Here is a 16,096-nt window from a genome sequence, read left to right as displayed (position 1 = left end):
GGCCCAGCGGCGCTCGGCCCAGCGGCGCTCGGCCCAGCGGCGCTCGGCCCAGCGGCGCTCGGCCCAGCGGCGCTCGGCCCGGCGGCGCTCGGCCCGGCGGCGAGGTGGCCGCGCGTGACGCCATCGGCGTGAACGACGGCGACGGCGTCCAGGTCCGCGCGCGGTGGCCGCTCGCCGTGCGCGAGCGGCTGGAACACCCGGAACACCGCCTCCCGGAGCTCCCGCGCGGCAGGCAACGCGGCCGCGAGCCCGGCCGCGTCCTCGATCGGATGCCCCGCGGCGCGGGCCCAGATACAAGCCTCCTCCTCGCCGGCCAGCCAGTCGCTCCGCGCCACCGGACGGGCGTTGACGGTGTTGGCGAAGTCCAGGCAGAGCGCGTTGCCAACCAGCTCGACATCCATCACCACACCACTATCTCACCGATCAAATGCCGTTGACAGGTCAGTCCGGTAGACGCCAGGCTACGACCGATCAACTCCATTTGAAAGGTAAGAACCGTCATGCGCCCCATCCCACTCGGCCGCCCGTTCAACGCGCTGTGGTTCGGCACCGGCGCCGCGAACCTGGGCGACGGCATGGCGCTGTTCGTGCTCCCGCTGCTGGCCCTCGCCGTCGACGCGTCCCCCGGCGGGGTCGCCGCCGTCACCGCGGCGCTGACGCTGGCCTGGCCGGTCTTCGGGCTGCACGCCGGCTGGATCGTCGACCGCGTCGACCGTCGCACGGTCCTCATCGGCGTCAACGTGATCCGCGCCCTCGTACTGGCCGGCCTCACCGCGGCCCACCTCACCGGCACGCTGTCGCTGCCGCTCATCCTCGCCGGGGCCGTGCTGCTCGGCGCCGCCGAGACCCTCGTCGACACCGCGCTGACGGCGACCATCCCGATGGTCGCCGAGCCCGCCGTCCGCAACCGGGCCAACGCCCGCATCGAGGCGACCATCAACCTGACCAACCAGCTCGCCGGTCCGCCCCTCGCGGGCCTGCTGGCCGCGGCCACCCTCGCGCTGGCCACCGGCGCGAGCGCGGCGCTCTACGTACTGGCCGTCGCCGGCGTCCTCGCGATGACGCTGCGCCGCCCGCTCGCCGCGGCACGCACCGCGAGCGGCGGGGTGGCCGCGGCACACGCCGCGAGCGACGGAGTGGTCGCGGGCTTCCGCCACCTCTGGCGGCAGCCGGTCGTGCGGACCCTGACTCTCTTCACCGCCGCCATGAACATCCCCTGGGCCGTGGCGACCGCCCTGCTCGTCGTGTACGCGGTCTCCCCCGGCCCGCTCGGGCTCAGCACGGCGCAGTACGGGCTCGTGCTGACCGCGATGGCCGTCGGCGGCCTGCTCGCGTCGACGGTGGTGGAGCGGCTGCGCCGCAGGTTCGGCGTGACCAGGCTGCTGATCGCCGATGCCGCCGGCACCGTCCTGCTGGTGGCCCCCGTGGCAGCGGACGGCCCGGTGTGGACCGTGGTCGCGGGCGCGGTGGTCGCCGGGGCAGGCTCCAGCGTCTGGCGCATCCTGGTCGCCACCATCCGGCAGAACCTGTCACCGCCCCACCTTCTCGGCCGCGTCTACGCCGCCTCGCGCGTGCTCAGCTGGGGCGTCATCCCCGCCGGCGCCGCCCTGGCCGGCCTGGCGGCCGAACTCTGGGGCGTGCGAACGGTGTTCGTCATCGCCACCGTGCTCGCCGTCGCCATCCTGGCCGCGTTCATCCCGTACGCGCTCCGTACGGACCTGTCGGCGGCGGTCGAGCCCGGACGGACCCCGCAGCCGGTCCTGTGACGGCGTTATCTCGGCGAGCGCGACACGACCGGCCCCCGATGCGCCCACCCACCGGTGAGGCGTCCACCGCGATCATCAAGGCGCCGACGGGCCATGACACTTGACCTCACGCACAGCGATTACTGTGTCACAATGAGCGACATGCCATCCCCCCGACATGATGCCCTCATCCAGTTGATCAGCGACCGCCCCCAGCTGGCGGTGGAGATCTTGCGCGACCTCATGGGGGTGGAGCTACCCGCGACTCCGCTGATCCGACTGGAAGACAACTCATTCAACACTCGCACCTCGGACGACTTCGCGGCCGACCTGGTCCTCGTCCTGGGGCCGCCACAAAGCCCCGCACACGCGATCATCGTGGAGATCCAGCAGGACAAGTCCAAGGATCCCCGGCAGCTCGCCCGCTACGCCGCCGCCCTGTGGCTGCTGCTGGGCTGTGACGTCACGGTCCTGGTCATCTGTCCCGACCGTGGGACCGCCGCCCACTACGCACAACCGATCAACTCCGGCCTGACCGGCTACCGCCTCCAGGCCCAGGCGCTCGGGCCGGACGGCATTCCGGCCATCACCGACCCCCACCAGGCCGCAGCCCACCCAGGGCTTTCGGCCATGGCGGTCATGGTCCACGGCCGCGATCGCAAGGTCATCGAGGCGTTCGCCATGGCGTTGGCCGAACTGCACGACGAACACGCTCCGAAGTACTATGAATACGCTTACAGCATGGCCTCGCCCGACATCCGGCGACTCATGGAGGAGATCATGACGTCCACCGCCTGGCCCGTGTACAGCCCCTTCGCCCGCGAACACTACGGCCGCGGCCTCGAAGAAGGCCAAACCATAGGCAAAGCCGAGGGCAAGGCTGAAGGCAAAGCGGAAGGAAAAGCGGAAGGCAAGGCCGAAGGCAAGGCCGAAGAGGCCGCCAGGCTGGTGCTGCTCCTACTGGAAGCCCGCGGTCTCGACGTCCCAGATGACACACGCACCCAGATCGCCGCCTGCACCAACCTGGACCAGCTCGAAACCTGGGCCACCCGCGCGGTGACCGCCGAGAGCCTCCAGGACCTGTTCAGGTAACCACGAGTTCAGTGCCGTTAACACACCCTCGCCCACCGCGTAGGAGCTCGTCCAGGCTGTGGACGAGCTACCTGCAGGGCAGACTCACCGCCACTGTCGTGGACGCCCTGCACGAGGCAGGGCCTTTCGGTATCTGGGTGCCTGTGCCGCTGGGCGGCGCCAAGCTTTCCCCGAGCGAGCTGATCGCCGTCTTCGAGGAACTCTCCTACGCCGACCCTTCAACGGGGTGGGTCGTCATGGCCACCACGCTGGAGAACGGCACGACCGGCGCCTACCTGGGCGACCAGGCCGTGTCCGGATCTTCATCACCCGGATCGAGGACGTCACGATGCTCGGCAACTGGGACGTCCTGGGCCTGCGCGCGACAGGCAGCATCGACTACTCCATCGACGGCGCCTTCGTACCAGAGTCCCAGACGCACGTCTTCGCCCAGAACGAGCCGTTGCGCGGCGGCGCGATCTACCGGCTCGGCGTGCTCGACCAGGCGCTGATCTGCCACTCCGCCTGGGCACTCGGGGTCGGCCGCCGGTTACTCGACGAGCTGATCCGCTACGCGGAGGCGCGGGCCGGGCGGCCGGGCCAGATCGCCGGCAGTGACGCCTTCCACGCCGACTTCGCCCGCGCCGAGGCGACGTTCCGCGCGGCGAAAGCGCTGGTGCACGCGACGTGGGACGACACGGAACACACCCTGGACTCCGGCCGGACGCTCGACGTACGCCAGGAGACGATGGTGCGGCTCGCACTCAATCACGTGACGTCTGGCCGGCCTGGCTCCGGACGAATCCTGGACGCTCTTCGCCCTGGGGCCGTGAGCAGGACCGTTCAGGGATCTCCGGGGAAGGGCTGCGAATACTCTGGCAGGGAAGGTGAGGAGCCGTCATGACCGAACACCATCGGGACGCCGCGCTTTCCCCCTCCGAGCAGGCGACCATACGAGACCTGCTCGACGCCGACCGTCGCAGGACCACGGCCCGCGCCGCCCTGCTGGGCCGCGACCGGGACGAGATCGTCACATCGTCGGCGCTGACGGCCTCCGACGACGAGCACGACCCCGAGGGCACGTCCACGGCGTTCGAGCGGGCCCACGTCCAGGCCCTTCTCGATCAGGCCCTGACTCACCTCACCGAGCTGGACCTCGCTTCCGAGCGGCTACGCGATGGCACCTACGGGACCTGCGCGAGGTGCGGGCAACGCATTCCCTTCGAGCGCCTGAAGGTCCTGCCGGCCGTCAAGACCTGCGTGATCTGCGCGTCCCGTCGCCGCTGACCCACCCCGCCGCCTGGACACGCGGGTGCGGCGCCGGGCCCCGACCCCAAGATCGCGATGTTCAAGCACTCCGGTCAGCCGGTCTTCGTCAACCGGGCGTCTCCTTGCGCGCCCAGCGGGGCGGGTCTCGCCTGGCGGCCTCAATCGCTCCAGGAGTGGGCCGTCCGATCACCTCCGGGACGCATTCGAGGGGAACACCGAACGCCTCAGCCCAGTGTCGGCGCCAGGAGAGCCGAGTGGCCGCCCGCCGCCGAGCTTGGGTGACGGCGGCCCGACGGCGGCGGTCGATCTCCATACGGGCCGCGGTCTCATCCCGCAGCCACGGCGGAGAATGCCGGAACAACTGTGCGACCAGCTCGGCTGACCAGCGGCCACTCTTCGGGCGAAGCAGCCGGATCACCTCGACGGACAGGCCGAAGATCTCCGCCACGGTCTCGTCGGACAGCCTGGATGCCACGCGGACGGCCTCCTCGACAGCGGCCTGCGCCGCTGTCCGCCGCCGATAGGCCTCTTCGATGGCACGACGGGCCTGCCTGTGAGCGGCGTCTTCCAGCTCGCGATCCGCTCGTGCTTCCAGCAGCCACGACGGCGGTGAGGAGACCACCTCTTGTAGGAAGGGAGCCAGCAGGTGATCTCCGAACCGGGGCAGATCAGCGGGGAGCATGGCGACCGGGACGCCCAGCTCTCGCTCCCCAGCCGCAGGCGGGACCAGGAGCCCGATCAGCTCAACGGATCTTTCGGCGAGCTCGGCGAGCATCACCTCCAGCTCCGCACGAGGAAGACGGGCTTCACGCAAAGTCAGGACCAGCGGATCGACGCGCCGGTCCGAGAGGCGGCGGAGGAGTCGGAGCGGTCCAGGCCAGACGCCGGCGGCGGCCATCACGGCCGCTGTCCAAAGAAGGACCCGAATCGGATCCGCATCAGGAGCCGGCCTTGTGTCCTCGACTTCCGCGCGGGCCTCTGTGGCCCGGGCGAGGTTGGCTCTGCGGGTCAGGGCGGCTTTCTTGGCTGCTTCGGAACGAGCGACCGCCCGGGCGACGGCGCGCAGCTCGGTATCGGCGCGGGCGTGATCGGCCAGCGCATCGACATCCGCCGCGCGGTAATAGCCAACGGTCAGAGCCCTGCCGTACTTCTTGATCTCCCGAGTGACCAAGGGAACCAGGCCCGCGACGGCCGCGATCCGTCTGAAGGACTCAGCCGAGATCCCCAGCCTGGCCGCCGCCTCGGTGGCGTTGCAGCGACGCTCGGCGGCGAGAAGTCGCCAAAAGAGCTCCAGGTCGGCTTGTGCCGTGTTGACGGAGACGGGGTCGAAGGTGCGATCGGGGAGGCGTCTGAGCAGACCGGTCTCGACCGCGAGCTCGACCTCCCAAACGGCGAGCCCGAGCAGCTCCCGGACCCTCTCCCGGCCCAAGCCCTTCGCCATGACCCTCACCTCCTACGCCGGAACCAGTGTGCTGTACGGGTACGACAAATCACGGAGAGCGACAGACCTCAGCTGTGGCCGAGCCGGGGATGAGGAGATCGGAAAGTGATCGAGCCAACCGTGCTGGAGAACTCAGCGAGGATCTCCGCACTCAGGTGGCCGTCGGGCGCAGCGCGTACTCGTGGCTGGTCGAGGACGCGATGGAGCGCTGGGCGAACGAGGTGGAGGATGATCAACTCCTGGAGAGCACGATCAGAGAGGTCGCTACTCAGGAGTTAGCGCGACACCTCGCCGAACAGACGGCCTGGCCCCAGCTTCCAGAGTGCCGCCGGAGCCATCCTTCAGTTCCAGTGGGAGAGCGACTTACAACTCTGGGCGGAGTCTCCTGACGCGGCGGCGCAGTGCTCGCGTGGCCGACACGTGACCATCGACGAGGCGTTGATGCTGGTCACCACCCTTGTCCACGACGATCGCATCGCGCTGACAGATCTTGGCCCGCTTCACACGGTCTCGTGGACCTAGCAGCTGTCCCGCGGCTCATACTCCGCCACGACACGTCGTACCAAAGCGAACTCGAAACAGAGCAGGCACGACCTTGTCGAAGGTCGTGCCTGGATCTGATGCCCCACCCGGCGCGGGCCCTGCGCCGGTGGGACGAGGACGTCCTAGACGTCCTTGCACCACATCCAGCCGTGGTCCGAAATCCAGCAGCGGTACCAGCCGTCACTTGGCCTGGCCTGGGCCGCGCTGCCGAGGATGGTCAAGGAGGCTGCGGCGACCACGGCAACCGCGATGATTCGGCGACCAGCGCGTGCGAAGCCGCCACTCTTCTTCTCGTTCGTCATGCCCACATTCCATCGCGTCCCTCTTGCAACGCCCTTAAATCTGGCTTAACCCCACAACTCAGGCCACTTCCACCTGATCAGTGACAACACACCGCCCTGCCTGGGATCGCTCATCGTCGGCTGATTCGACTTTCGCCGCTGGGACAGATCGGGCATTGACGAAAAATCCTTGCATGGTACTCATAGATCGAGTCGGAAAGCTTCAAGCCTCGCTGAGATCGTTCAGAGCTCACCCAAGGAGGACGCGCATGTCGCGAAGCACGTCACCCGACCCGCCCGCCGACTTACTCGGCCCCGTCCAAGGAGAGGTCTCCTGGTTCTGCTGCGGCACCGCCTGGGGCCCGTGCAGCAGCACCGGCAAGGGAGCCTGCGGCACCTGCAACTCGGGCAGCATGCAACATGCCTGGCCCAACACGTCCGACGCCTGCTGGGCGATCACCCGCCCTGACAGCTGCGGTGTCGGCCTGTCCCGCAGGACCTGCGGTTTCCGCCACCGCACCACGGCGCTGTGCAGCGGCGTCAGCGTCGTCACCGCCATCGCCGACTGCGGCCCGCAGACCGACCTGTTCTGCGGCGAACGGAGCTGCTGCGGCGCGACCTGCGCGGACAACCGGCTGATCGACCTCACACCGGCCGCGTACAGCCAGATCGCCAGCCTCTCCACCGGCCTGCGGCCGTGCGAGATCTCGGCCGCATAGGAGGCGAACGATGCGCAGCAGAAGAGATCTGCTCAAGTCGGCCGTGCTCGGCGGTGGTGCGGGCGTCGTCGCCGCGACCGCGCTGGGCTCGCTCGGCCCCGAGGCGGCCTTCGCCACCACGGCTCCCGCGATCGAGCCCGGCACCCCCGACCCCAACTTCGCCGAGGGCCGGATCCGCTCGATCAAGGAGAACACCCTGCTCGTCCTGGGCTCGAACATGGTGTTCCACACCATCAGGGTCGTCGACGGCACGAGCCTGTGGAAGCTGGGACCGGTCGGGTTCGATCAGGCCAAGCCGGGCGACGGCCTGTACGCCAGGGGCGTACGCATGCCCGATGGGATGCTCGCCGCCGAGGCGGTGTGGCTCAACATCGTCAATATCAAGGGTCACATCAAGAACATCACCAGCCAGACCATCCACCTTGACCACAACGGGCACGAGGTGCTGTGCCACGTCGTGGCCGGCAAGTCCGTCGCCATCCACTCCGAGTCGCCGGCCACCTCGGACCTGTCGATGCTGAAAGTGAGCCAGCACGTGCAGATCCTGGGCGCCTGGCGTCCGGACACGAACGAAGTCGACATCGCAACCGTCTTCTCCCCTCACTAGGAGCCAGCAGATGCACGGGATCGCCGCGTCGCAGCCGTACGTGATCGCTGTCTTCCTCATCTGGGCAGGTCTGATGAAGCTGCTCAGCCGGCGGATGCGGGCACAGGCCGGGCAGACCGCCCTGGCCCGGCTGACCGGCGCGACGCGCGCGGTCCCGGCGCTCCGGCTCGTCGGCCTGGTCGAGCTGGCGGTGGCCGCCGCGCTGCTGCTGCCGCCGGTCCATCCTCTCGACGGCGTGGCCGCCGCGCTGCTCGCGGCCGGTTTCCTCGCCTACCTCAGCTACGCGTACGTCGCCGCGCCCACCTCGTCGTGCGGCTGCCTGGGCGCGCACTCCCGCCCGGTGGACCTGCGCGCCTTCCTCCGCGCGGGCGTCCTGCTCGCCGCCGGGCTCGTGGCGATCGGGGCGGGGCCGTACCCGCCGCTCGCGCCTCTCGTCCTGCTGGAGGTCGTGATCCTGCTGGGCCTCTCGGCCGAGTTGGACCGCTACTGGCTCACCCCGACACGCCGCCTCCTGGTACGGCTGCGCCGCCCGCTCGCCGCTCTCCCGCCAGGGGACGTCCCGCTGGAGACCACGTTGCACCTGCTCCGGCGCAGCCCCGCGTACTGCTCGGCGTCGGCCCGGCTCACCTCGGACGTACGCGAGACGTGGGACGAGGACGGCGTGCGGTTCCTGGTCTACGGCGCGCGCGAGCGGTCGGCGGTCTTCGCCGTCCCCCTCGCCGGCGACGATCCGGCGGCCATCAGGGTCGCCCTGGTCGACGAGGCGGCCCTCGCCTGACCATGTCCCGGCTTGACCGCTTTCGCGGTTTCTTCGGGCCGCCTTTCCGGTTCGCCAGGCCGCTTTCGCGTCGGCGCGGGTGCGCTCAGCGGGTCCCGCTCAGCAGGCGCCACTCAGCGCGAATCCCACTCAGCGCGAATCCCGCTCAGCAGGTGCCGCTCAGCTGGTGCCGGCACGCGTACGGCGCCGCCACCGCAGCAGCGCCGGCCCCCAGGGAGCGACGCCGACGACGAACAGCATCGACAGCAGCGGCATCCGCCACCACCACGAGACGGTCGCCGGCGGCGGGTCCGGCGTACCCGCCACCCAGGGCCGTGCGGTCTTCGACCAGGCGAGGAACGCGTCGCCGATCGGGAGCAGGCCGAAGGCGTACCTCTTGGTCCACGGGGTGACGATCGGCAGGCCGGCCAGCTCGCCGTAGTTGGCCAGCGCGCCGGCGCCCGGTGCGCGGGTCGAGCCGCTCACGTACGGCTCGGAGCCACCGTTCGACGGTGCCGGCGAACCGCGGCGGCAGCAGTGTGTCGTGCAGCCGGAGCGACGCCACCGCCACCGTGGAGTCGACCGGCCAGGCCTGTTCCGGGTACGCCGCCAGGAACGGTGAGCCGGAGGCGTCGAACGCCCGGCCGAGGGCGGCGGAGTCGGCGGCGAACCGGCGCAGCTCAGCCGGGTCGCGCTGCCCGGCCGGTTGCAGGCTCAGCGCTCCGCCGCGCAGCCAGTTGGTCCAGCCCTGGTAGAAGACGCCGTACGGCGGGACGAGGTCGGGGCTGAACGGGGCGCGGCCGGAGGGCGAGTCCAGCCGTCGTAACGCCCAGCGGGCCTCGCCGAGCGCGACCGCGCGTCCGTCGGCCGGTTCGCGCAGGCCGAGTTCGACCCAGCTCAGGCCGTACAACGCGTGCAGGAAGACATAGCCTTCCGGGAACAGTTGCTGCGCCTCGTCGGCGGCGCCGCCGTCCAGCGCCGAACGCAGGAACTCCAGTTGCCGCCGGACCCCGGCGGACCGCTTCTCCAGCCACCGCTCCCTCTCGCGGCGGGTCGGGTGAGCGGCGCGGCACCCCTATCAGCCGACGAAAACGCAGAACGGATGGCCGGCCAAGTCGGCATAGACGCGGAGGGGCTCCTCGGGATCATCGCTGCGGTCCAGCAGCAGCCGGCCGCCGAGACGCAGGACGCGTTCGTGTTGAACGTCCAAGCTCTCGACCGAGTCCACGGTCAGGTCCAGGTGCAACTGCTGTGGCACCCGGTCTTCCGGCCAAGTCGCCTCGGGTAGTCGTTCGACTTGCTGGAAGGCCAGCTGCGGGGCGCCCTCAGGAGTCCTCAGCACCAGCCAGTCGCGGCCACGCTCATCGGCGCCCCCTGCCTCCGGCGGCTCATCACCGGGCCGATAGACCAGACCCAGCAGAGATCGGTAGAACTCCGCCAACGCCCTCGCATCGGTGCAGTCGAGCACCACCTGACAGAACGTGGGCACGCTTTCCCGGTCGACCACATCGACCACCACCCCTCGTGATCAGCCTGCCTTTCGCCGCATGGACCCTGCACGCCACGTCGCTGATTAAACGCGAGGTGCCGGCGGCGGACCGGCGGAAGTCAACGGCCCGCAAGGCGGCATGCTCACCACCCCACGCCCCCACCTGCGGCAAGATCCACGATCTCCCACGAGGAATCCCCGGTATCAGTCGCCCACGGCGACGAACCCCGAGCCGGCGCGATAATGGGGCGACTGGTGCCGGAAGTAGGTGTTGTAGACCTGACAGTAGCGGCCACCCCGAGCCAGCAGCATCGCGTGGTCGCCCTCCTCCACGATCTGGCCGTGGTCGAGCACGATGATGCGGTCGACGTGCTCGATCGTGGACAGCCGGTGCGCGATGACGATCGAGGTGCGGCCGGCCAGCACCACGTCGAGCCCTTCCTGGATCTGGGCCTCGGTCAGCGGGTCGACGCTGGCCGTGGCCTCGTCGAGCACCACGATCGCCGGGTCCTGGATGAGCAGGCGGGCCAGCGCGACGAGCTGGCGCTGGCCCATGGACAGCGCCCGGCCGTGCTCGCCGACATCGGTCAGCAGGCCCTGTGGGAGGGCGTCGACCCAGTCGCCGCCGCCGACCGCGGCCGCGGCGGCGACCACCTCCTCGTCGCCGGCGTCGGGCCTCGGGTAGCGGATGTTGTCGGCGACGGTGCCGCTGAACAGGAACGGAGCCTGCGGGACCGCGCCGATCTGCCTGCGGTAGTGGCCCAGGGAGAGCGTGCGGATGTCGTGGCCGTCGATCAGCAGGCGGCCTTCCTGGAACTCGTAGAACCGGGTGATCAGCTTGCTGAGCGTGGACTTGCCCGCGCCGGTGTGGCCGACGAGGGCCACGGACTCGCCGGCCCCGATGAGCAGGTCGAAGTCGCGGAGCACGGGGCTGGCGGCGTCGTAGCCGAAGGTGACGTTCTGGAACTCGATGCGGCCCGCCAGCCTGCCGGGGACCCGCGCGTCCGTCTGGACGACCCGCGGCTGGGCGTCGATCAGGGCGAAGACCCGCTCGGACGCCGACAGGCCCTGCTGGAACTGTGACCAGAAGGCGGCGATGGACGTCAGCGGGAACCAGAAGAGCGACACGCCCTGCAGGAAGAGGTACCAGTCGCCGGCCGAAAGACCGCCCCCGAGCACCGAGGTGCCGCCCAGCTGGACCAGCGCGACGGTGGCGAGCCCGGCCACGAGGAAGAGCACCGGGAAGATGGCGGAGAAGACGAACCCCTGCCTGAGGGTCACCCGGTAGCTCTGCTGGTTGATGGGCCGGAACTCGTCGTAGACCTGCCGCTCCTGGCGGAAGTTCTTGGCCACGGCGATGCCGCCCATGGTCTCCTGCAGGTTGGCGTTGACCCGGCTCAGCGAACGTTGGGCCGTGCGGGTGCTGATGCGGGCGAGCCGCCGGAAGAGCAGCGCGATGCCCACGACGACCGGCACCATCAGCAGGGTCAGCAGGGCCAGCTCGACGCTGCGCAGGAACAACAGGACCGTGACGAACCCCACCATCAGCACCTGGCTGATCAGGTCCATCGTGAGCGTGGACACGGTGGCGAAGTCGTCGGTGTCGGAGGTCACCCGGCTGACGATCTTGCCTGACGGCGTCTCGTCGTAGAAGGACAGGTCGCGTTCGAGCACGGCGTCGAACGCGTCCTCACGCAGGCGGAGCACGACGTCGCCGGTGACCCGCGCGCTGTACCACTGCCGGACGAAGGTGAACAGCCAGCCGAGCGCCCCGGCGAGCAGCAGCCCCGCCGTGATCCGCCACCCCACGTCGGCGATGGTGCCGTCGGCGATCGCGTCGACGCCCCAGCTGGCCAGCAGCGGCATGGCCGCCTGGGTCGCCGAGACCAGCACGATCATGACGGCCACCAGGAGCATCGACCCGAGCTTCGGCCGGAAGTAGGACAGGATCCGGCGCAGCAGATCGCGGTCGTCGTAACTGCGGTCGTAGTCTTCGGCGTCGAGGCCGTCCATGACGAAGCCCATCAGCGCACCCCTCCTTGCTCGCTCGCCAGGACCGGCGGCTCGGTCTGATCCCGGCGAGCCGCCGCCGAGGACGACTCGGCCTGATCTTGGCGAGCCGTCGACGAGGACGACTCGGCCGGGTCCGCGACCTCGTCGTAGTGGGCGAAGATCCGCTGGTAGAGGCGGCTGCGCTCGATCAGCTCGTCATGGGTGCCGTAGTCGACCAGCTCGCCGCGCCGCAGCAGCAGGACCTTGTCGGCCCACCGGATCTGGGAGAGGCGATGGGTGATCAGCAGCGTGGTGCGCCCGTCGAGGATGCGGCCGATCGCCTGCTGGATGCGGTCCTCGGTGGCGGAGTCGACGGCGCTGGTCGAGTCGTCGAGCACGAGGATCGCCGGGTCGGTCAGCAACGCCCGCGCGATGGCCAGCCGCTGGCGCTGGCCTCCCGACAGGGTGACGCCGCGCTCGCCGATGACCGTGTCGTAGCCGTCGTCGAGCTCGGCGACGAACTCGGCGGCCTGCGCGTCCTCGGCCGCCCTGACCACGGCCTCGCGATCGGCCCGCTGGCCGAGGCTGAAGGCGATGTTGGCGGCGACTGAACGGGAGAAGAGCACGATGTCCTGCTCGATGGTGGAGATCTGCGAGCGCAGCGAGTCGAGGTCCCAGTCGCGCACGTCGACGCCGTCGACCAGGATCCGGCCCGAGGTCACGTCGTAGATGCGGGGCACCAGCTTGGTCAGCGTGCTCTTGCCGGAGCCCGTCTCGCCGACGATCGCCACCGTCTCGCCCGGCCGCACGGTGAACGACACCCCACGCAGCACCGGGTCGCCCTCTCCGTAGCCGAACGTCACGTCGTCGAAGACGATCTCGCCGGTGATGGGCGCGGCATGGCCGTCGGCCCGCTGCTCCAGCTCGGTCTCGGCGTTGACGATGTCGAGGATCCGGCGGGAGGACACGACGCCGAGCTGGACCAGCGAGAACGTGAAGATCGAGATCTGCGTCGGGAAGCCCATCATGCCCATGAGGCCCATGAAGGCCACCAGCTCGCCGATGGTGATCGCCCCCGCGGCATGGAGGTGGAGGGCGTGCCACAGCGCCCCGGCCATCGCGAAGGCGAACAGCAGAGTGGGCAGATAGCGGGCCTGGACCAGGCCGTTGCGGACGAACGAGTCGCGGTAGCGGCGCGCGTAGGACCGGAACCGTAGCCGCTCCTGCTCCTCCTGCGCGGTCACCTTGATCACCTCGATGCCGCGCACGGCCTGGTTGAGGCCCGCGTTGAGGTCGCCGAACTGCTCACGCATGCGCGTGGCCACCGGGTTGAGCTGGCGCATGTAGAGCCAGAGCGCGATCACGAAGGTGACCGCGAAGACGCAGGGCACCAGCAGCAGCCGCGGGTCGATCATGCCGATGAAGAAGAGCGGCACCAGGCCGTTGAGGCCGGAGTCGACGATCAGGTCGAACCCTGGAGTGACCATGATGGAGAGCTGCCGGATGTCGTTGGCCGCCCGGGCCATCAGGTCGCCGACCCGCTGCCGGTTGTGGAAGGTCTGGCTCTTGCCCAGCAGGCTCACGTAGAGCTCGTCACGGGCGTCGCGCTCCAACCGCTTGGCCAGCACCTCGCTCGACAGCCGGGCGGCCAGATCGAACAGCCCACGGGCCGACACGATCGCCAGCAGCGCCAGCGCGAGCAGGCCCAGCGCGGCGCGCGGCTCACCCCGCTCTCCCAGCACGGCGTCGAAGGCCTCGCCGGTGAGCTGGGGGACCAGGGCGTTGAGCACCACCATGACGAGCGACCCGCCGAGGAAACCGGCCAGGTGGAGCGGATGGCGGCGCAGGTGGGACCAGAGCCAGCGCACCGGACCGCGCCCGTTGTAGCGCGGACCGGAGACGGAGAACTCCGAACTGCTGGTGGTCACGGCGAGCCCCCCGGCCGCAGGAAAAGAGGAGAAAGAACGCCCCTGTTCCTATCACCGGCCTCCGACAGATTCCCAACCGTTTTCGCCGGGACCGGGCCGGCGAGGTCCTGGTGATGGATGTTCGGGCAGCTTTACCCGCCGCTCAGCGGGGCAGAAGTGGTCCCCATGAAGAACTTCCTCAAAGTCGTCGTCGCGCGCTGGCTGGCACGCACCCCCATCGGCCTGGCCGTCGTCGGGCTGGCCTGGTTACTGGGACGTCGCCGCAGGCAACGCGCCGAGCAGCAGGACAAGCGCGGCCGCGGGCGGCGCTGAGCCGGGCCTTCAGGGCACCCGACGTTCATGGCACCCGCCGTTCACCGAAGCCGGCGGGCCCGGGAGGTGAAACGCGGACCTGGGTGGGGTGATCGGCAGGGAGGTGGTGCAGACTCGTGAACATGCGGAAGATCCCTTTGGACGCACTCGTACTGGACCACATGGAGCGCGCCACGGCGGCCACGTCGGGGCGCAGCGCCGAAACCCTCTACGGCGGCCACGAGCACGCGCTCCGTCAGACGCTCCTCGTCCTGACAGCCGGCACGTCGCTGGCCGAGCACGAGAACCCGGGCGAGGCCACGCTGCTGGTGCTGCGCGGACGGGTACGGCTGCGCGGCGGCGACGAGACCCGCGACGGGCTGGCCGGCGACCTCCTGGAGATCCCGCAGGAGCGCCACAGCCTGGAGGCCCTGGAGGACGCCGCCGTCCTGCTCACCGTGGCCAAGCGCCTGGCCTGAGCGGACCCGACGAGAACGCCCCGTCCCTGGTCAGGGGCGGGGCGTCGGGGATACGGTCCGATGCCCACCGGGAGGGTGGGCATCGGCGGGGCCGATCACTTGAGGTACGGGTTGCGCTGGACGATCGGCAGGTTGCCCAGGCCGAGCGTGGTGCCGGCGCCGGCCAGGGCCAGGCCGACCATCACGATCGCGTAGATGATGTGGTCGTCCATGAAGGGGTTGGTGGTCAGGGGCAGGGCCGCGGCCCACATCATGACCATCAGGAGGCTGCCGGTGGCGGCGGCGATCCGCAGTCCGACGCCGAGGACGAGCGCGGTGCCGATGCCGAGCAGGCCGATCATGAACAGCCAGTCCACCCAGACCTGTCCGGCCAGCGAGCCGAAGAAGCCGCCGAGCGCGTTCTCACCGGTGCCCTTGAGGAAGCCGGTCGTCGGGCTGCCACCCGCGACCCAGGCCCGCTCGGCGGGAGTGGCGAATCCCCAGCCGAAGGTCTTGTCGAGGAACGCCCACAGGAAGATCCAGCCGAGCGAGATCCGGGTGATCGCCCAGACGTAGTCGGCGGGGCGGCGCGCCGTGGTGCCGGTGTCGGCTGCCATGACGGGCTTGTGAATCGTGGTGGCCATGACGGCCCCCTTTCAGTGCTGGGTCAGCGTCTTTCTCACACCACGATCACACCGTGTCCGGCGGCTCCGGTGCAGTGCCGTAGGGCCTGCCCCGCAGGGACTTTGGACCTTGCCGGGCCTGGGCGCGGGCCGGCCGAAGGTCCCTGATCGGGCAGGGCTTACGACTCTGGCCCGGCTCGCGGGAGAGAGGGGAGCCTGGCGAGGGAGGTGCGAGATGAAGGCCGCGATCCGCTCCGTGATGTGTTCCGTGAAGTCCCGCGTGCGCAGGCACCGGTTGGACGGCAATCCACTGCGCCGCCGCGCCGACCGGCTGGAGACGGGCGGAGGCGTGGTGGCGGTGCTGCTGGTGCTGGTCAGCCTCTGGCCGGCGGTGCTGGCGGGGCGGCACTCGTACGAGATGAACGCGCGCGAGGCCGGCACGAGCCGGCAGGTGCAGGCGACCCTGCTGGAGGACGCGCCGGCCGGCCGCCGGTCGGCGTGGGACGGCACCCCGCCCGAGGTGCGGGTGAAGGCGCGGTGGACGACCCGGACGGGTGAGGTGCGGACAGGGCCGGTGCCGGCTCCGGCCCTGACCAAGGCCGGAGCCACTGTTCCGGTGTGGCTGGACGGCGGCGGGACTCCCGCGTCTCCGCCTCTGAGCGAGACGCAGCTCCGGATCCAGGCGGTCACGACGAGCGGGTCGGTGGTCCTGGTGACCGCGCTGCTGTGCTGGGGCGCGTTCGCCGTTTTCCGGCGGGTGCTCGACCGGCGCCGCCTGGCCGAGTGGGAGACGTCCTGGAGCCGGTACAACCAGCACTGGCAGCGCCGGCGCGAGGTGTAGCGGCACGCCCAGGACCGGCGCTGGGTGGTGGCGGCGCCCCC

Annotated in this window: 19 protein-coding genes and 1 pseudogene; 12 read left to right on the top strand and 8 right to left on the bottom strand. The window is 70.2% G+C overall.

The genetic code is table 11. The features are described from left to right. The coding region (locus IEY82_RS35470) for an ABATE domain-containing protein (protein ID WP_189128660.1) at positions 1–401 on the bottom strand (401 nt) is incomplete at its 3' end. Positions 402–500: 99 nt separating this feature from the next. On the opposite strand from IEY82_RS35470, the gene IEY82_RS35465 reads away from it, so the two are divergent. The 5 genes and pseudogenes from IEY82_RS35465 to IEY82_RS35450 all read left to right on the top strand — a co-directional run bounded on the left by IEY82_RS35465 (position 501) and on the right by IEY82_RS35450 (position 4,103). After that, on the top strand, positions 501–1,766 hold the full coding sequence (locus IEY82_RS35465; protein WP_189128659.1) for an MFS transporter: 1,266 nt from the start codon (positions 501–503) through the stop codon (positions 1,764–1,766). Positions 1,767–1,898: 132 nt separating this feature from the next. After that, the gene (locus IEY82_RS35460) at positions 1,899–2,837 is read left to right on the top strand and encodes an RpnC/YadD family protein (protein WP_225263906.1); all 939 of its coding nucleotides are present in this window, start codon (positions 1,899–1,901) and stop codon (positions 2,835–2,837) included. 11 nt (positions 2,838–2,848) lie between these two features. Then, positions 2,849–3,073, top strand: a pseudogene (locus IEY82_RS40470) (acyl-CoA dehydrogenase family protein); the annotation flags it as partial. 92 nt (positions 3,074–3,165) lie between these two features. Further along, positions 3,166–3,720, top strand: a complete 555-nt coding sequence (locus tag IEY82_RS35455) for an acyl-CoA dehydrogenase family protein (protein ID WP_189128658.1) — start codon at positions 3,166–3,168, stop codon at positions 3,718–3,720. Next, entirely contained in the window at positions 3,717–4,103 is a 387-nt protein-coding gene (locus IEY82_RS35450; protein ID WP_189128657.1) for a TraR/DksA family transcriptional regulator, read from the top strand. Before IEY82_RS35455 ends, IEY82_RS35450 begins: the two co-directional genes overlap by 4 nt. 88 nt (positions 4,104–4,191) lie before the next feature. On the opposite strand, the gene IEY82_RS35445 is transcribed toward IEY82_RS35450, so the two are convergent. Beyond that, complete coding sequence (locus IEY82_RS35445; protein ID WP_189128656.1) at positions 4,192–5,526, bottom strand: hypothetical protein; 1,335 nt, start codon at positions 5,524–5,526, stop codon at positions 4,192–4,194. Positions 5,527–5,615: 89 nt separating this feature from the next. Here IEY82_RS35445 and IEY82_RS40465 point away from each other — a divergent pair, with 89 nt between their 5' ends. Further along, positions 5,616–5,915, top strand: a complete 300-nt coding sequence (locus IEY82_RS40465) for a DUF6891 domain-containing protein (protein ID WP_372459752.1) — start codon at positions 5,616–5,618, stop codon at positions 5,913–5,915. A 276-nt stretch (positions 5,916–6,191) separates the two neighbouring features. Here the strand turns inward: IEY82_RS40465 and IEY82_RS35440 are convergent, their stop codons facing one another. Beyond that, a complete protein-coding gene (locus IEY82_RS35440) occupies positions 6,192–6,371 on the bottom strand; it encodes a hypothetical protein (RefSeq protein WP_189128655.1) in 180 nt (59 codons plus the stop codon). Between the two features lie 248 nt (positions 6,372–6,619). Between IEY82_RS35440 and IEY82_RS35435 the strand changes: the two genes are divergently transcribed. From IEY82_RS35435 to IEY82_RS35425, 3 genes are read left to right on the top strand one after another with little or no spacing between them, the layout of a single operon-like run. Then, the gene (locus tag IEY82_RS35435) at positions 6,620–7,069 is read left to right on the top strand and encodes an RlpA-like double-psi beta-barrel domain-containing protein (protein ID WP_189128654.1); all 450 of its coding nucleotides are present in this window, start codon (positions 6,620–6,622) and stop codon (positions 7,067–7,069) included. A 10-nt stretch (positions 7,070–7,079) separates the two neighbouring features. Then, positions 7,080–7,676, top strand: a complete 597-nt coding sequence (locus IEY82_RS35430) for a cell wall protein (RefSeq protein ID WP_189128653.1) — start codon at positions 7,080–7,082, stop codon at positions 7,674–7,676. A 10-nt stretch (positions 7,677–7,686) separates the two neighbouring features. Beyond that, a complete protein-coding gene (locus IEY82_RS35425; RefSeq protein ID WP_189128652.1) occupies positions 7,687–8,454 on the top strand; it encodes a MauE/DoxX family redox-associated membrane protein in 768 nt (255 codons plus the stop codon). A 145-nt stretch (positions 8,455–8,599) separates the two neighbouring features. Here IEY82_RS35425 and IEY82_RS35420 read toward each other — a convergent pair whose 3' ends face one another. The 4 genes from IEY82_RS35420 to IEY82_RS35405 form a co-directional block, all read right to left on the bottom strand. After that, on the bottom strand, positions 8,600–9,343 hold the full coding sequence (locus IEY82_RS35420; RefSeq protein WP_189128651.1) for a hypothetical protein: 744 nt from the start codon (positions 9,341–9,343) through the stop codon (positions 8,600–8,602). A gap of 168 nt (positions 9,344–9,511) precedes the next feature. Continuing rightward, positions 9,512–9,949 carry a VOC family protein gene (locus IEY82_RS35415; protein WP_225263908.1) on the bottom strand — a complete coding sequence of 146 codons (438 nt, stop codon included), beginning with the start codon at positions 9,947–9,949 and terminating at the stop codon, positions 9,512–9,514. Between the two features lie 177 nt (positions 9,950–10,126). After that, a complete protein-coding gene (locus IEY82_RS35410) occupies positions 10,127–11,947 on the bottom strand; it encodes an ABC transporter ATP-binding protein (RefSeq protein WP_189128650.1) in 1,821 nt (606 codons plus the stop codon). After that, a complete protein-coding gene (locus IEY82_RS35405) occupies positions 11,947–13,842 on the bottom strand; it encodes an ABC transporter ATP-binding protein (protein ID WP_225263910.1) in 1,896 nt (631 codons plus the stop codon). Before IEY82_RS35405 ends, IEY82_RS35410 begins: the two co-directional genes overlap by 1 nt. A gap of 165 nt (positions 13,843–14,007) precedes the next feature. On the opposite strand from IEY82_RS35405, the gene IEY82_RS35400 reads away from it, so the two are divergent. Continuing rightward, positions 14,008–14,154 carry a DUF6203 family protein gene (locus tag IEY82_RS35400; RefSeq protein WP_189128649.1) on the top strand — a complete coding sequence of 49 codons (147 nt, stop codon included), beginning with the start codon at positions 14,008–14,010 and terminating at the stop codon, positions 14,152–14,154. 122 nt (positions 14,155–14,276) lie between these two features. Next, a complete protein-coding gene (locus tag IEY82_RS35395) occupies positions 14,277–14,612 on the top strand; it encodes a cupin domain-containing protein (RefSeq protein ID WP_189128648.1) in 336 nt (111 codons plus the stop codon). A 95-nt stretch (positions 14,613–14,707) separates the two neighbouring features. Here IEY82_RS35395 and IEY82_RS35390 read toward each other — a convergent pair whose 3' ends face one another. Continuing rightward, entirely contained in the window at positions 14,708–15,235 is a 528-nt protein-coding gene (locus IEY82_RS35390) for a DoxX family protein (protein WP_189128647.1), read from the bottom strand. Positions 15,236–15,449: 214 nt separating this feature from the next. Between IEY82_RS35390 and IEY82_RS35385 the strand changes: the two genes are divergently transcribed. Beyond that, a complete protein-coding gene (locus IEY82_RS35385) occupies positions 15,450–16,055 on the top strand; it encodes an Rv1733c family protein (protein ID WP_189128646.1) in 606 nt (201 codons plus the stop codon). Positions 16,056–16,096: the final 41 nt, after the last annotated feature.

Source organism: Nonomuraea cavernae, from assembly GCF_014646355.1.
Classification (GTDB): domain Bacteria; phylum Actinomycetota; class Actinomycetes; order Streptosporangiales; family Streptosporangiaceae; genus Nonomuraea; species Nonomuraea cavernae.
Note: the sequence above shows the minus strand (reverse complement) of the source record. Positions and strands in the feature narration are given on the sequence as shown.

What these genes read in the sequence shown, in the direction of transcription:
- IEY82_RS35385 (WP_189128646.1), top strand. Translation starts at nt 15,450, where the DNA reads ATGAAGGCCGCGATCCGCTCCGTGATGTGTTCCGTGAAGTCCCGCGTG.
- IEY82_RS35395 (WP_189128648.1), top strand. Translation starts at nt 14,277, where the DNA reads ATGCGGAAGATCCCTTTGGACGCACTCGTACTGGACCACATGGAGCGC.
- IEY82_RS35450 (WP_189128657.1), top strand. Translation starts at nt 3,717, where the DNA reads ATGACCGAACACCATCGGGACGCCGCGCTTTCCCCCTCCGAGCAGGCG.
- IEY82_RS35465 (WP_189128659.1), top strand. Translation starts at nt 501, where the DNA reads ATGCGCCCCATCCCACTCGGCCGCCCGTTCAACGCGCTGTGGTTCGGC.
- IEY82_RS35435 (WP_189128654.1), top strand. Translation starts at nt 6,620, where the DNA reads ATGTCGCGAAGCACGTCACCCGACCCGCCCGCCGACTTACTCGGCCCC.
- IEY82_RS35410 (WP_189128650.1), bottom strand. Translation starts at nt 11,947, where the DNA reads ATGGGCTTCGTCATGGACGGCCTCGACGCCGAAGACTACGACCGCAGT.
- IEY82_RS40465 (WP_372459752.1), top strand. Translation starts at nt 5,616, where the DNA reads ATGAGGAGATCGGAAAGTGATCGAGCCAACCGTGCTGGAGAACTCAGC.
- IEY82_RS35445 (WP_189128656.1), bottom strand. Translation starts at nt 5,526, where the DNA reads ATGGCGAAGGGCTTGGGCCGGGAGAGGGTCCGGGAGCTGCTCGGGCTC.
- IEY82_RS35400 (WP_189128649.1), top strand. Translation starts at nt 14,008, where the DNA reads ATGAAGAACTTCCTCAAAGTCGTCGTCGCGCGCTGGCTGGCACGCACC.
- IEY82_RS35425 (WP_189128652.1), top strand. Translation starts at nt 7,687, where the DNA reads ATGCACGGGATCGCCGCGTCGCAGCCGTACGTGATCGCTGTCTTCCTC.
- IEY82_RS35460 (WP_225263906.1), top strand. Translation starts at nt 1,899, where the DNA reads ATGAGCGACATGCCATCCCCCCGACATGATGCCCTCATCCAGTTGATC.
- IEY82_RS35440 (WP_189128655.1), bottom strand. Translation starts at nt 6,371, where the DNA reads ATGACGAACGAGAAGAAGAGTGGCGGCTTCGCACGCGCTGGTCGCCGA.
- IEY82_RS35430 (WP_189128653.1), top strand. Translation starts at nt 7,080, where the DNA reads ATGCGCAGCAGAAGAGATCTGCTCAAGTCGGCCGTGCTCGGCGGTGGT.
- IEY82_RS35455 (WP_189128658.1), top strand. Translation starts at nt 3,166, where the DNA reads ATGCTCGGCAACTGGGACGTCCTGGGCCTGCGCGCGACAGGCAGCATC.
- IEY82_RS35390 (WP_189128647.1), bottom strand. Translation starts at nt 15,235, where the DNA reads ATGGCCACCACGATTCACAAGCCCGTCATGGCAGCCGACACCGGCACC.